Below are 13,951 nucleotides of genomic sequence, written 5' to 3'. Positions count from 1 at the left end.
ACGTTACCCCCAGCCCCGCCCCGGTGCGAGCCACGGACTCCCAGTGTCAGCTGCCCGGCGGTCCTTCCAACCACTTCAGGACGCGACCGACGCCTTCATCAGGTGGTCGCCGTAATCCTCCCGCAACTTCATCTTCAGGAACTTCCCCGTCGACGTGCGCGGAATCTGCGTCACGAAGAGGATGTCATCCGGCAGCCACCACTTCGCGAACTGCTTCTCCAGGTGCGCCGTCAGCTCCGCCTTCGTCGTCTCCTGCCCCGGCTTGAAGACCACCGCCGCCAGCGGACGCTCGTCCCACTTCGGATGCCGCCCCGCGAACACCGCCGCCTCCAGCACGGACGGGTGCGCCATCAGCGCGTTCTCCAGCGCCACGGAGCTGATCCACTCGCCGCCGGACTTGATGACGTCCTTGCTGCGGTCGGTGATGTGCAGGTAGCCCGCCGGGTCGATGGTCACCACGTCGCCCGTCTTGAACCAGCCGTCCTTCGTGAACCGGTCCTTGCCCTCGTCCCCGTAGTACGAAGCCGCCACCATGGGCCCGCGCACCTCCAACTCACCCATGGCCTTGCCGTCCCAGGGAAGAATCTCCCCCGTGTCGCTCACGTGGCGCGTCTCCACGAACGGCACGGAGTAGCCCTGCGACGCGTACGCCTCCAGCTGCGTCTCCGGCGACGCCGTGTGCAAGTCGCCCTTGAGCCGCGCGAGCGTGCCCACCGGGTTCATCTCCGTCATGCCCCACGCGTGCAGCACGTTCTGCCCGTGGCGCTTGCGGAACCCGTCAATCAGCGCTGGCGGCGCCGCGGAGCCACCAATCACCATGTGCCGCATCCGGCCCAGGTCCCACTTGCCCGGCTCGCGGTCCAGCTGCGCCAGGATGCCCAGCCAGATGGTGGGCACGCCGCCCGCCACCGTGACCTTCTCGTTCTGCATCAGCTCCAGCAGGGACTGCGGATCCAGGTGCGGACCCGGCAGCACCTGCTTCGCGCCCGTGAGCAGCGCGTCGAAGGGCAGGCCCCACGCCGCCGCGTGGAACATGGGCACCACCGCCAGCACCGTGTCGGACTCCCTCAGCCCCAGCACCTCCGGCAGGCAGCACACCAGCGTGTGCAACACGATGGAGCGGTGGCTGAAGAGCACGCCCTTCGGGTTGCCCGTCGTGCCGGACGTGTAGCAGAGCATCGCCGCGCTGTTCTCATCCAGGCGCGGGAACTCGAACGTGGGCGACTCCGCCGCGAGCAGCTTCTCGTAGTCCAGCCGCCCCTCCGGCACCGGCCCGTCATCCGGGATGACGATGACGTGCTTGATGTGGCCGGCGGCCTTCTCGAACTTCTCCACCAGCGGCAAGAGCGAGCGGTCCACCACGATGACCGTGTCTTCCGCGTGGCGCGCGATGTAGCCCAGGTCGTTGGGGTGCAGCCGCAGGTTGAGCGTGTGCATCACCGCGCCCATCGCCGGCACGCCGAAGTACACCTCCAGGTGCTGGTGATGGTTCCAGCTCAGCGACGCCACCCGGTCCCCGGGCTTCACTCCCAGCCGCGTGAGCGCGTTCGCCAATTGGCAGACACGCTGGTGGAAGTCCGCGTACGTGTAGCGGTGCAGGGACTTGTCCGGCTTGCGGCTGACGATCTCCTGCGCGCCGTAATAGGAGCGCGCCCGCTCCAGGAAGTGCGTCAGGGTGAGCGGGAAGTCCATCATGCGACCGGTGAGCATCGGCACCATCCCTTCGGGAGAGGGGGAAGGGCCGGATGCTACCGGATGCGCGGCGTCACGCCTGCCACTCCCGGTGGGGGCAGGCATGGCGCATCACGTCAATGTCAGCCGAAGAAAACCTGCGCGACCTTGAAGAACTCCTCGGGGACGCGCTTGAGCTCGCGGGTGGCTTCCGCCAGGTGCTCGCTGACGATTTCGTTGCCCCGCAGGGCGGCCATCTTGCCGAACTCGCCGCGGGCGACCATGTCGCACGCATGCACGCCAAACCGGGTGGCGAGCACGCGGTCGTGCGCCGTGGGGGCGCCGCCGCGCTGGATGTGGCCCAGCACGGAGACGCGCGTCTCGAAGCCGGTGCGCCGCTCAATCTCCGCCGCGACGATGTTGCCCACGCCGCCCAGGCGCGGCCGGCCCGCTTCGTCCAGGGCGCCCGTGGTGACGAGCTGTTCGGTCTGCTCCGCGGACAGCTTGATGCGCGTGCCCTCCGCCACCACGACGATGGAGAAGGTGCGCCCGCCCGCGTTGCGGCGCACCAGGTGCTGCGCGACGGCCTCCAGGTCCGCGGGAATCTCCGGGACGAGGATGACGTCCGCGCCGCCAGCGATGCCCGCGTAGGTGGCGATCCACCCGACGTGGCGGCCCATCACCTCGCAGACGATGACGCGCTTGTGGGACTCCGCGGTGGAGTGCAGCCGGTCCACGGCCTCCGTCGCGATGGCGACCGCGGTGTCGAAGCCGAAGGTGAAGTCCGTGCCGTTGAGGTCGTTGTCGATGGTCTTCGGCACGCCGACGATGCGCAGGCCCTCCTGGGACATGCGCGTGGCGGCGGACAGGGTGCCCTCGCCGCCAATGGCGATGACCGCGTGGATGCCATTGCGCTCCATGGAGCGCTTCACGCGCTCCAGGCCGTTCTCCACCTTGAACGGGTTGACGCGCGAGGTGCCCAGGATGGTGCCACCCCGGTGGAGGATGCCGGAGGTGGTCTCCCGCGTGAGGCGGAAGTGGTTGTCGTCCAGCAGGCCCTTCCATCCATCACGCAGGCCCATCATCTCGAAGCCGTGCTCGCTGGCACGGCGGACAATGGCGCGGATGACCGCATTGAGGCCGGGGCAATCACCCCCGCCGGTGAGCACGGCGACTTTCATGGGTCCGGTTCTAGCGCGACCCGGCCTCCGCGCGTGAGGACGGATTGCACGGAACGCCCGTGGGAAACCTTCCCCGGTCCCCAGGCGTGCGGGGGACCGGGCCTGTCAATCGCCGGCCATGTCCACGGGTCATTCCCGGGAGCGCGTGGCCTTGCCGCGCGGCGCCACGCACCGGGCGGCTGGGGGAGCTGTGGCTGGACACGGGCGCGGCCAGCGGCCTGCACGGGCGCAAGCTGGAAGCCGCCCGGACCCACGACGGCGGGAGCTGACGCGGCGGGGCCCACCCGGCGCTCGCCCCTAACGCGTCGCGGAGGCGAGCTTCGCGGCGGGCTTGCTGCCTGCTGCTGGACGGGACGAGGGCTTCACGGGGGCCTTCGCCTTCGATGCGGCGCCCGGCTTCGAGGACGCGTCCGGCGGACGGGCCTTGCGCGCGACGGGGGCCTTCGGCTTCGTGTGCTCATAGGCCGCGAGCACCTTGGCCACGTAGAACTCCGTCTCCCCGTTGCGCGGCACGCGCCCGTTCACCGACCCGGGGCCCGCGTTGTACGCGGCCACCGCCAGGCGCACGTCGCGGAACCTGCGCAGTTGTTCGGCCAGGTAGCGCCCGCTCGCGTTGACGGAGGGCGCCGGGTCGAAGGGGTCCTCCACCCGCATCTGCGCCGCCGTGTCCGGCATGAGCTGCCCGGGGCCCATGGCCCCCGCGGGCGAGATGCGGTGCACCCGCGTCTCCGACTCCACCTGGATGAGCGCCTTCAGGAGCCCCGGCGGAATCCCGTGGCGGCGCTCCGTGTCCTCGATGAGCGGCTCCAGCGGCGGGTGGCCGTCCAGCACGCACTCGGGCCGGTGCGCCACGTAGGCGCCCAGGGCGCGCGCCTTCGTCTGGAGGAAGGAGAAGGACAGGGGCGACACCTGCGTTTCGCCCAGCCACGCCACGCCCAGGTTGAGCAGCACCACGGGCACCAGCGCGCACGGCACCAGCCACGCCCATCCCGGAATCTCGATGCCGCCCACGGCCCGCTTGCGTCCCACCCTCCCCACTTAAGGGCGCCAGGGGTCCCCGTCCAGCTTCCGGCCGGCTCGCCGCCCCGGCGGCGTCCAGCGCCGGGGCGGGAGTGGAGGCTTCAGAACAGCAGGCCGAAGTAGTTGGCGCTCGCCTTGGCGCCCACGCAGACCTCGACGTCCGCGGTCCACGACTGCGTGGGGGGCGACCCCGTGGCCTGGAAGCGGAACTCCAGCTCCTCCTGCTTTGCCAGGTCCAGCACGTCCACCGCGCCGCTGCTGGTGAGCTGGAGCTTGTTCGTGGAGCCCCCGGTGCCGGTGCGCCGGAACTCGCCCAGCAGCACGTACTCCGCGGAGCCCGGCTTGCGCACGGAGAGGCTGGCGCGCTCGATGCCGCTGATGTCCGTGCTGGCGGTGGCGTCGAAGAGCTTCAGCCGCAGCTCCGTCTCCACGTCGGCGTCCTCGGGCAGCGCGCTGGCGAAGTCACCCAGCGGAATCGTGAAGGACTGCTCCACGGAGCCGGCGATGGGCGGGGAGGCGGGGAAGGACAGGTCGTTCTCCGACTTGCAGATGCGCTCGGCCTCCACCTCGACGGTGAAGAGCGAATCACAGCCCGTGCCCAACAGGGCCACGGCGCCAGCGAGCAGGAGGGTGCGGAAGGATTTCGTTCGCATGGTGGGTGGGTCTCCTGGCTCAGAAGAAGTAGACGATGAAGCCCAGCTTCACCGACGGGATGGTGGCGCGCAGGTGCAGCGGTCCGGACGTGATGCTGTCGTCGCCGGAGGCGTCCTGGAGGAGCGGCGTGGGGTCCGGCACGGTCATCGCCACGTAGCTCAGGCCCACGTTCAGGAAGAAGTTGAAGCGGCTCTTCGTGCCCACCTCCAGGCCCAGGCTGCCCGTCACGTAGTTGTAGGTGACGTCGCGGATGGCCTCCGACGCGGCGCTCGGCTCACGGCCCAGCCAGTCCAGCACCTCGCTGTACTCCGAACCGAAGTAGTGCCCGGCCTCCACGTTGAGGGTCGGCGCGATGAAGGTGTCTATCGGCAGGAGGGTCACACCGCCGCGCACGCCGACGCTGAGCGTGTTCGTGGTGGGGCCCGCTTGCAGCCGCAGCCAGTTCGTGGGGCGCACCACCGCGGACAGGCCGATGCCGTGCGGAGCGCCCGCGTCCAGCAGCAGGCCCACCTTGTGGGGCGCGTCGTCCTGGGCGAGCGCCGGGGTGGCGGTGCCCAACACCGCCAGGCACCCCAGGGCGATGCCCGAGGAGAGAAGGGAGGGGTGTCGTCGTCTCAAGGAAGAAGAGTCCATCGTCATGACGAAAGTTCCACGGTGAATGCCGGCCCAGCGGCCATTCTTCGCGGAAGGCGAGCGGGAAATGAAGCGCTTCACGCGAAACCCGTACGGGCTTTCCGGGGTGCCACGACCCGCGGTGGAGGGACTGCCCGGTTCCCGACACGCTGCGTGGTCCCACAGGACTCGGGATTGCGCGCAATGCCTGTCAAATCAAGGACGTCCTGTTCAATCCCCTGGGTGATGTCCAGCCAAACCGCCCGATGAGAGCGTATGATGAGAGGAAACGGTGGCGTGGCATTCAAGGCCGGAAACCGGGGGGCCAGGGATGATCGACGAAGTCGATCTGCGCATGAAGGCGTGGGTGGGACGCATTGCCACGGATGCGCCGGTGCACCTGGGCGTGCCCGACCGTGAGGCCCTGGACCGGGGTGTCTGTCTTTACCTCCTGGAGCTGGGGCCGGCGCCCCTGACCCGGACGGGGAAGCGGAACGCCCTGCAGTTCACCGTCTGCTATCTGGTGACGGTGGGCGCGGAGACGCCCGAGCGCGCGCACCGGCTGCTGGGGGACCTGGTCTTCGCGGCCATGAGCGACAAGGAATTGGAGGTGGACCTGAGCCCGGTGCCGGCGGCGCTGTGGGCGGGTTTGCGCTCGGTGCCGCGTCCGGCGTTCCGCCTGCGGGTGCAGGTGCGCAAGGAGCAACCCCGGGCGGAGGTGCGATGTCTGTCATTGGTGGACGCGGTGTCCGCGCAGGCCCCCCTGCTGGGGCGGGTGGTGGGGCCCGGTGACGTGCCCATCCGGGACGCGTGGGTGGCGCTGCCCTCGCTGCAGCTGAGCACGCGCACGGACGCGCAAGGGCACTTCCACTTTCCCCGCCTGCCACCGGGAGGGTCGCTGGGCCGGCTGGAGGTGCGCGCGGAGGGGGAGCTGCTGTCGGTGGAGTCGGAGGGGCTGGCCACCGGGACGTCGCCGTTGATCATCCGGATGCCGGTGAAGGAGGAGTGACGATGCACGCGGTTCCGCCATCCGAGGCCGTGGAGGCGCGGCCCCGCGAGCGGCGGCACCTTGCCTGGGTGCTCTCCCTGGCGCGGTGGGTGAAGGCCTGGGCGGAGCGGGTGCTCGCGGAGCACGCCGCCGCGTTGGCGAAGGCGGCGGTGGAATTGGGAGGCGCGCGGGTGCGCTCGCTGCCCCTGCGCGAGCCGCCCGTGGTGCTGCTGCCGGTGCCCCTGTGGCCTCCCAGGAGGGACGAGCCCCTGCTGCCGGAGCTGTCCACGCCGACGCTCGGGGAAGCGCCCACGCCCCGCCTGAACACGCTGCGGTGCATCCCGAAGGAGGAGGACGAGGAGCCCGAGGCCGTGCCGCTCCAGGCGGCGCCCCGGGTGCCCTTCGGGTTCGACCCGGATGATCTGCTGCCTCCAGAGCCCGTGGCGGTGGTGGCCCCGCCGCCCTCGCCGGTGCTGTTGCTCCAGGCCGCCGCGCTTCCCTGCGAGGAGTCTCTGCCGCTGCGGGCGGTGACGTCGTTTCCCCGGGACTCGGCGAAGGACCTCATCGCGCTCCTGAAGGAGTCGATGGGAACGCCGACCCAGCCGTCCGTGCCCTGGTCGGAGGCGGTGCCGCCCTCGTCCGGGGAGCCCGCCGACGCGGCGGAGATGCTGCGTCAGTGTGAGCGATTGGAGCTGGAGCCTCCGGTGGAGTAGCCGCGGGCTCGCATCCGGCGGCCTGTCGCGCGCGGGGCTATGCTGTCCCGCGCGATGCCCGAGCGGTCACGTCCCAGCACTGCTCCGCCAGGCCTCACGGTGGCCGACGTCGAGCGTCAGCTGGAGGGTCGCGCGGAGGTCCTCGCGGCGGCGAGGCGGCCGTACGCGGCGCTGGAGAAGGCGCTGTCCGGCCGGCGGTGGCGGCGCGCGCTGACGCGGCGTCCGGAGCTGGTGCCCGCGCTCGTGGCCGAAGCCCAGGCGGTGGCGGAGGCGCTGGAGCGCGTCCAGCGTCGCGCCGTGCAGGAGGCCTGGCCGGACGACACGCCCGTGTTGAAGGCGGCGCGGGAGCTGTCGGCGCGGCGGGAGCGGCTGACGCGGCTGGCCCGGCGCAGGCTGGACGTGCTGACGGTGGCGCCCGAAGGCGTGTCGCTGGAAGAGGCGCTGACGCGGCTGGAGGCGCTGGTGTCCCAGGAGGTGCGCTGGGCGCTGAATCCGGGAGAGGTGCTCGTCTACGAGGCCGTCGCCCAGGGGGCACGGGAGGACCGCGAGAGGCGGTTTCGCGCGGAGCTGCCTGCGTACTACGGCTGGGTCTGGTGCTTCGGTCTGCCCGCGACGCTCGCGGCCTGGGTGTTGGCGCCCCCCGGCTTGAAGAGCCTGGCGGTCGCCCTCTTCGTGGGGACGGGCATGGGCCCCCTTCTCTGGGACCTGCTGCGCTCGGGGCACGCGAAGCTGACCAGCGAGCGGCTGCTCTGGAAGCCGACGTTCGGGCCTCTCCAGGAGGTGCGGCTGGGCACCATCGGGGATGGCTGCGTCCGGGTGGAGCGGGCCTGGGACCTGCGCGTGGACGGCGACCGCCGGTGGCACGCGCCCGCCCTCCGGGATGCGGCGGAGCTGGCCCTCCTCGTGGAACTGCACCGGCAACCCCCGTTGCGCGGCGCGGCCCGGACGGGCGTGCGCCTGGACAGCGTGGCGGTGTTTCCCGCGAAGCTCGGCAAGCGCAAGGGCTTCTGCGTGCTGGGACCCCAGGGCCTCTCCTTCATCCCGGAGGGCAAGGGCCCCCAGGCCCTGAGGGCCGTCACCGGCCATCCGTCCGCGCTGCGCGGCTTCGAGTCCGACCAGGTGCTGGCCGCGCTGCGCTGGCTGCCGGAGGCGGAGTTCGACGCCTGTGTGATGCGCATGGTGGAGGCCACCGGCGGTCTGGCCTGGTCCCGCGCGGAGGCGCGCTACGTGCCGGGCTCCCCGGTGTGGCGGAGGATCCGCATCGAGCGCGGGGGCCTGACGCTGACCGGCCGCGTGCGGTGGGACCAGCAGGAGTCCGCCGAAAGGCTCCTGCGCGACTGGCCCCGGTAGAAGGCGCCATCGACCAGGGAACGCCCCTCACTGCGTACACAGGGAGGGAGTCGTTGCGCCGCGCAACGATTCCACCGGGTCCGGGTTCACCCGTCCCTCAAGGTCAGACGCCATCCCTACAGTGAAGCTGGGGGTCCCCATCCCCCTTTCCCCGAGAGACATTCATGAAAGCCAGACACCCGGCGGTGCGCCGCGTCCTCCAGCGCACCGCGTCCGCGGCGACGCTGCTGTTGGGCCTCGCCATGGGCAGCCCGTCGCAGGCGCAGCACTTCACCGTCTTCGAGAGTGGCCAGGTGCGTCCCCTGGCCCTGTCTCCCAACGGCCAGTGGCTCTACGCCGTCAACACGCCGGACAACCGGTTGGAGATCTTCCAGGTGGGCACCAGCGGCCTCACCCACAAGGGCTCCGTGCCCGTGGGGCTGGAGCCCGTGGCCGTGGCCGCGCGCACCAACAGCGAGGTCTGGGTGGTCAACCACCTGTCCGACAGCGTCAGCGTCGTGAAGGTGGACGCGGACGGGAAGGGCGGCAGCGTGGCGCGCACGCTGCTCGTGGGCGACGAGCCCCGCGACATCGTCTTCGCGGGCACGGGCAGGAAGCGCGCGTTCATCACCGCCGCGCACCGTGGCCAGAACACGGGGTTCGACCCGCAGCTCACCACGCCGGGCGTGGGCCGCGCGGACGTCTGGGTGTTCGACTCGGAGAACCTGGGCACGACGCTGGGCGGCACGCCGCTCACCCGCCTCACCCTGTTCGGTGACACGCCTCGCGCGCTCGCGGCCACGCCGGACGGCAGCCGGGTGTACGCGGCCGCGTTCCACTCCGGCAACCGCACCTCCGTGGTGCATGAGAGCCTGGTGCCCAACGGCGGCGAGTCCGTGGGCGGCGTGCCCGGCCCCAACGTCAACCACCAGGGCATCCCCGCCCCGGAGGTCTCCGTCATCGTGAAGTACAACGGAGAGGACTGGGTGGACGTGCTCAACCGCCCGTGGACCGAGTACGTCCGCTTCTCCCTGCCGGACAAGGACGTCTTCGCCATCTCCGCCACCGCCAACCCGCCCGTGCAGGTGTCCGGCGCGGCGGGCACCTACGCCGGCGTGGGCACCATCCTGTTCAACATGGCCGTCAACCCGGTGAGCGGGAAGGTCTACGTGAGCAACACCGAAGCGCGAAACGACCTGCGCTTCGAGGGCCCCGGCACCCTGACGGGCAGCACCCTGCGCGGCCACCTGCACGAGAGCCGCATCACGGTGCTGGGCAACCCCAGCGCGCCCTCCGTCACGCCCCGCCACCTCAACACGCACATCAACTACGCGGCCTGCTGCGCGGCCACGCCCAACGCGGAGAGCGAGAAGAGCCTCGCGCAGCCCACGGGCATGGCCGTGACGTCGGATGGCGCCACGCTCTGGGTCGCCGCGTTCGGCTCGTCGAAGCTGGGCGTGTACGCCACGTCCCAGCTGGAGTCCGGCACCTTCACGCCCTCCACCGCGAACCAGGTCGCGCTGACGGGCGGAGGCCCCACCGGCCTGGTGCTGGATGAGGCCCGGGGGCGCCTGTACGTGCTCACCCGCTTCGACAACGCCATCTCCGTCGTCAACACCGCGACGAAGACGGAGGTCGCGCACCTGCCCATGTTCAACCCGGAGCCGGTCAGCGTGGTGCAGGGCCGCCCGTTCCTCTACGACGCGCGCAACAGCTCCAGCCACGGCGATTCGTCCTGCGGCAGCTGCCACATCTTCGGCGACTTCGACAGCACGACCTGGGACCTGGGCAACCCGGACGGGGACGTGAAGGCGAGCTACAACCCCGTCGTGCCGGTGCTGCCGGAGTTCGGCACGGACCCCACGTTCGGTCAGGACACGTCCTTCCACCCGATGAAGGGCCCCCTGTCCACGCAGAGCCTGCGCGGCATGGCGAACCAGGGCCCCATGCACTGGCGAGGGGACCGCACCGGCGGCGACAGCGCGCCCAGCGCGCAGCCCAACAGCGGCACCTTCGACGAGGTCGCGGCCTTCAAGCAGTTCAACCCCGCGTTCAAGGACCTCCTGGGCCGCAGCTCGCAGCTGTCGGAGGTGGAGATGCAGAAGTTCTCCGACTTCATCCTCCAGGTCGTCTACCCGCCCAACCCCATCCGCAAGCTGGACAACTCGCTCACGGCTTCGCAGGCGGCGGGCAAGGACTTCTTTACGAACACCACCAGCTTCTTCCCGGGGTCGTGCGAGTCCTGCCACCGCGTGGACGTGAACGCGAACCCGGGCGAGGGCCCCTTCAAGGGCTTCTTCGGCACGGACGGCCGCAGCTCCTTCGACGCGGAGCCGCTGTTCCCCAAGGTCCCGCACCTGCGGAACCTGTACCAGAAGGTCGGCATGTTCGGCGCAGGCTTCCCCTTCGGCAACACGCCGGTGGATCCGTTCCTGGGGGACCAGGTGCGCGGCACGGGCTTCAACAGCGACGGCGCCATCCCCACGCTGTTCCTCTTCAACAGCGGCTTCGACTTCCACCCCATCTTCAACCAGGTGGGCATCCCGGACACGCCTGCGGGCTTCCAGGCGAAGAAGGACATGGAGGAATACATGTTCGCCTTCGAGACCAACCTGGCGCCCATCGTGGGCCAGCAGGTGACGCTCACCGCGACCAACGCGGCGGTGGTGGGGACGCGCATCGACCTCTTGATGGCGCGCGCGGACGCGGGCGAGTGCGACCTGGTGGCCAAGGGCCGCGCGGGCACGTACGAGATGGGCTTCCGCTACCTGGGCAGCGGGCAGTTCAAGGCGGACCGCGCGGCGCTGCCGCTGGTGCCGTCCGCGTCGCTGCGCTCGGGCGTGGCCGCGAACCAGGGCGTGCTGACGTACACCTGCACGCCGCCGGGCTCCGGTCAGCGCGTGGGCATCGACCGGGACCTGGACGGCTTCCTGGACGGGGATGAGCGGGCCGCGGGCACGAACCCCGCGGACCCCGCCAGCCACCCGTAACGGCGGCGCCAGCATCTGGTGACACTCCGCGGCCCGGGCACCTGTTGCCCGGGCCGTGAACGGGAGGCTCCAGGGCGGGGAGAAACTCGAGGACTGCTACCTGCGCATGTTGACTCACTGGGTGTGTACGAGCTTGTGGCGAGTTGCGCTCTACACTTCTCGGGGTGGCTGGTGTTGAGGGACACGACGGAAAGGTGGCCCGTGCACTGATTGTGCGGATACCTTGCCTCTCATGGGTGATTCCTTTCAGATAATCGTGGACAGGGACGCATCCGCGGATGAGGCCCCTCGTCTTGCGGCCGAGGTACGTGACTGGCTCGTCGCGCGACGCATCATTGAAGGGGGGCTGACGGACTCGGCCCTTGGAGATTTGGGGCATCGACCGGGGCTCGGGTATCGCGCTGCGGTGGCGGGGCCCGACGAAGAGACGGGGATTTTGAGCCTTCTGACGAACGGCCTCCAAATCGAGGTGGGCCGAACCGTCTTCTATACCATCGGAGGTGAGTTGGCGTGTCGTGCGTGCGGCGCGCGATTCGAGCCCGAGGACGGTTGGTCGGAGGCGGTTGACGATTGGTACAGCGGGAACGACGGCGCAGAATTTGGGTGCCCGAAATGTGGGAAGCCCGAGCGGCTCGTGGAATGGAACGGCGAGTTTCCGTGGGGCTTCGGGAATTTGGGATTCAAGTTCTGGAATTGGCCTCCGCTGTCAGGGCGCTTCATCCAAGACATGGCTGAAAAAATGGGTCACCGGATGCTCTTGGTGCGTGGCCACCTTTGAGCAGCAGTAGAGGGTCCGGCACTCTGTCGCTGCGGTCGATGGGCGCTCGCCCCGGCTCACGTTGCCCGGCCGGGAGCCGTCGTCACCTCATCCGGGTGGCGCTGCGTCTTGAGCGGGCCCCTTGCGTCGCGGGGGGAGGCGGGCTGGGTTGGAATCTCGTCCTCGACGGGGACTGAGATACCGCCCTCGTCGTCCGGCACCTCGATGTCCCAGAGCAGGGTGTCCGCCTCCGCGAGGGCTTGCTGGACCTCCTTCACCGCGTCCTCGCCCGAATAGGGTGGCTGCTGCGCCTGTCTCGCGCGCAGCACGGACTCCAGTTCGGTGGCGGTGGCGAAGCGCTCGGCGGGGTCGCGCCGCAGCAGCGTGTGGAGGATGTCCCGGAGCGGCACGGACAGCCCCTGCGCCGCGCGCTCCACGTCCTCGGAGCGGAAGACCATGGCGCACCGGAGCGCATCCTCCGCGAACGGGGGCAGTTCCAGTCCCAGGGACGCCACCGACGCGGCGAGCACCTGCTCCTGCTCCTCCTTCGACAGCCGCGCCTCCAGTTCCTCCGCGAGAAGGTGGCCCGGGTCGTAGAGGTGCCGGCCGGTGGCGAACTCCAGCAGCGTCAGGCCCAGGGAGAAGAGGTCGGTCCGCGCGTCCACGGCTTCGCCCAGCAAGGCCTCCGGCGCGGCGTAGAGGACGTCCCCCTGGGCCCGTGGAAAGGACGTCGCCACCCGCCCCGTCAGGCGGGAGAGCGCGATGCCGAAGTCCGTCAGCCGCACCTCGCCTCGCGGCCCCAGGCGGACGCGGCCCGGGTTGACGTCGCGGTGGACGATGCCCAGCGGCGTGCCCGCCTCATCCGTGCGGGTGTGCGCATGGTCCAGCGCCGCCGCGACCTCCGCGCCCACATGGAGGATGAAGGACTCGGAGAAGTAGCGCCCGCGCGCCTGGGCCACCGACAACAACGTGTCGAGCGTCAGCCCCTCCAGGTGCTCCATCACCACGCACAGCCCATGCGTCAGCTCCACGAGCCCATGGATGCGGGCGATGCGCGGGTGCTGGATGTGCCGCGCCAGCCGCACCTCCTCCTCCAGCCGGGCGCGGGCGCGCTGGAAGTTCTCGGCCTCCTCCGCCGTGTCGGGCCGGGGGAGGCACTTGAGCACCACGCTGGAGCCCAGCCCCCGGGGCGTGCGCAGCTGGGCGAGCAGGACGCGTTCGCCCACGCGGCCGGTCCCCAGGTCCCGGTAGAACTCGTAGGCGGTGTCTCCTTGCGTGAAGAGGACCACACCCCTGTCGGGCGGAAAGTCAGACGGTCGGGTCATGGAGGGGCAATTCCTTGCACCTCGCGCGAGAGGCATTCCCGCGAAGGGAGCTGCAAGGTAGTGCCCGCGCCTTCCGCCGGGAACGACGCGGCGGGTTCAATCACCCCGAAATCGTGTTCACCCGGGGTGTGGGGTGAGAGGACTTGTTTGTAAAGGCGTTTGACGTTGGCGGCGTCAGTGCCAGCGCTGGACGGGGATGGCCGGGACGATGCGATTCATGATCACCGCTCCTGGCTTGGAGCCGGGAAACGGCGGGTAATAGCCTTGAGTGTTGGCATCGCCCAGTTCGATGCAGACCGGCAGGGTCCGGCCATCCGGCAGGTGCACTTCCGTGTACCGGCCGATGAAGACCTCGCCGCGAGTCCACAGGTAGCCTGACAGGAGCGTGCCTTCTGGAAGTTCCGGAATGTCGCTGTCATAGATCTCACCCGTCACGGGACCGTCCGCGAAGACGCCCTCATGATCCCTGCTCTTGGGCTGTCGCCTGTCCAGGATGATGCTGAAGTTGTCGGTGGGCAGCATGCGCAGCCCGTCCTCACGCTTGCGGTTGAACATGGCGTCAACGGCCTTGGCGGGGCAGTCGCCCGGTTCGGGCCGCACCTGGGCTCCCGGGCAGCCCAACTGGAGGGCTGCCGCTGCGGAGGCCCCCGCGCACGTCTTGAGGAAGCCCGCCCAGCCCGGCGGGGGCCAACTGGGGCGGGAGGCCAGGGC

At 70.3% G+C, this 13,951-nt stretch carries 10 protein-coding genes and 1 pseudogene; 4 read left to right on the top strand and 7 right to left on the bottom strand.

Annotated elements, in window-relative coordinates; all coding sequences use genetic code 11:
- Positions 1-75 precede the first annotated feature (75 nt).
- From D7W82_RS33400 to D7W82_RS33380, 5 genes are all read right to left on the bottom strand, one after another.
- Positions 76-1,710 carry a long-chain fatty acid--CoA ligase gene (locus D7W82_RS33400; RefSeq protein WP_120622185.1) on the bottom strand — a complete coding sequence of 545 codons (1,635 nt, stop codon included), beginning with the start codon at positions 1,708-1,710 and terminating at the stop codon, positions 76-78.
- Between the two features lie 104 nt (positions 1,711-1,814).
- Complete coding sequence (locus D7W82_RS33395) at positions 1,815-2,852, bottom strand: 6-phosphofructokinase (RefSeq protein ID WP_120622184.1); 1,038 nt, start codon at positions 2,850-2,852, stop codon at positions 1,815-1,817.
- A gap of 297 nt (positions 2,853-3,149) precedes the next feature.
- Positions 3,150-3,881: a lytic transglycosylase domain-containing protein gene (locus D7W82_RS33390; protein WP_120622183.1), complete on the bottom strand. Its 732-nt coding sequence runs from the start codon at positions 3,879-3,881 to the stop codon at positions 3,150-3,152.
- A 92-nt stretch (positions 3,882-3,973) separates the two neighbouring features.
- A complete protein-coding gene (locus D7W82_RS33385; RefSeq protein ID WP_120622182.1) occupies positions 3,974-4,525 on the bottom strand; it encodes a hypothetical protein in 552 nt (183 codons plus the stop codon).
- A gap of 19 nt (positions 4,526-4,544) precedes the next feature.
- On the bottom strand, positions 4,545-5,144 hold the full coding sequence (locus D7W82_RS33380; RefSeq protein WP_233588094.1) for a hypothetical protein: 600 nt from the start codon (positions 5,142-5,144) through the stop codon (positions 4,545-4,547).
- A gap of 325 nt (positions 5,145-5,469) precedes the next feature.
- On the opposite strand from D7W82_RS33380, the gene D7W82_RS33375 reads away from it, so the two are divergent.
- The 4 genes from D7W82_RS33375 to D7W82_RS33360 all read left to right on the top strand — a co-directional run bounded on the left by D7W82_RS33375 (position 5,470) and on the right by D7W82_RS33360 (position 11,158).
- A complete protein-coding gene (locus tag D7W82_RS33375; protein ID WP_120622180.1) occupies positions 5,470-6,147 on the top strand; it encodes a carboxypeptidase-like regulatory domain-containing protein in 678 nt (225 codons plus the stop codon).
- Between the two features lie 2 nt (positions 6,148-6,149).
- Complete coding sequence (locus tag D7W82_RS33370) at positions 6,150-6,839, top strand: hypothetical protein (protein WP_120622179.1); 690 nt, start codon at positions 6,150-6,152, stop codon at positions 6,837-6,839.
- Positions 6,840-6,938: 99 nt separating this feature from the next.
- Complete coding sequence (locus tag D7W82_RS33365) at positions 6,939-8,189, top strand: hypothetical protein (protein WP_120622178.1); 1,251 nt, start codon at positions 6,939-6,941, stop codon at positions 8,187-8,189.
- 164 nt (positions 8,190-8,353) lie between these two features.
- Positions 8,354-11,158, top strand: coding sequence for a beta-propeller fold lactonase family protein (locus D7W82_RS33360; RefSeq protein WP_120622177.1), 2,805 nt, complete (start codon positions 8,354-8,356; stop codon positions 11,156-11,158).
- A gap of 834 nt (positions 11,159-11,992) precedes the next feature.
- Here the strand turns inward: D7W82_RS33360 and D7W82_RS33350 are convergent.
- Both D7W82_RS33350 and D7W82_RS33345 read right to left on the bottom strand, forming a co-directional pair.
- On the bottom strand, positions 11,993-13,240 hold the full coding sequence (locus D7W82_RS33350; RefSeq protein ID WP_120622175.1) for a serine/threonine-protein kinase: 1,248 nt from the start codon (positions 13,238-13,240) through the stop codon (positions 11,993-11,995).
- A gap of 174 nt (positions 13,241-13,414) precedes the next feature.
- Positions 13,415-13,951, bottom strand: a pseudogene (locus tag D7W82_RS33345) (serine/threonine protein kinase); the annotation flags it as partial.

The sequence above is a fragment of the Corallococcus sp. CA049B genome, from assembly GCF_003611685.1.
GTDB lineage: Bacteria > Myxococcota > Myxococcia > Myxococcales > Myxococcaceae > Corallococcus > Corallococcus coralloides.
Note: the sequence above shows the minus strand (reverse complement) of the source record. Positions and strands in the feature narration are given on the sequence as shown.

Coding starts and splice junctions, on each gene's coding strand:
- D7W82_RS33400 (WP_120622185.1), bottom strand. CDS start 1,710: ATGCTCACCGGTCGCATGATGGACTTCCCGCTCACCCTGACGCACTTC.
- D7W82_RS33395 (WP_120622184.1), bottom strand. CDS start 2,852: ATGAAAGTCGCCGTGCTCACCGGCGGGGGTGATTGCCCCGGCCTCAAT.
- D7W82_RS33385 (WP_120622182.1), bottom strand. CDS start 4,525: ATGCGAACGAAATCCTTCCGCACCCTCCTGCTCGCTGGCGCCGTGGCC.
- D7W82_RS33375 (WP_120622180.1), top strand. CDS start 5,470: ATGATCGACGAAGTCGATCTGCGCATGAAGGCGTGGGTGGGACGCATT.
- D7W82_RS33370 (WP_120622179.1), top strand. CDS start 6,150: ATGCACGCGGTTCCGCCATCCGAGGCCGTGGAGGCGCGGCCCCGCGAG.
- D7W82_RS33360 (WP_120622177.1), top strand. CDS start 8,354: ATGAAAGCCAGACACCCGGCGGTGCGCCGCGTCCTCCAGCGCACCGCG.
- D7W82_RS33350 (WP_120622175.1), bottom strand. CDS start 13,240: ATGACCCGACCGTCTGACTTTCCGCCCGACAGGGGTGTGGTCCTCTTC.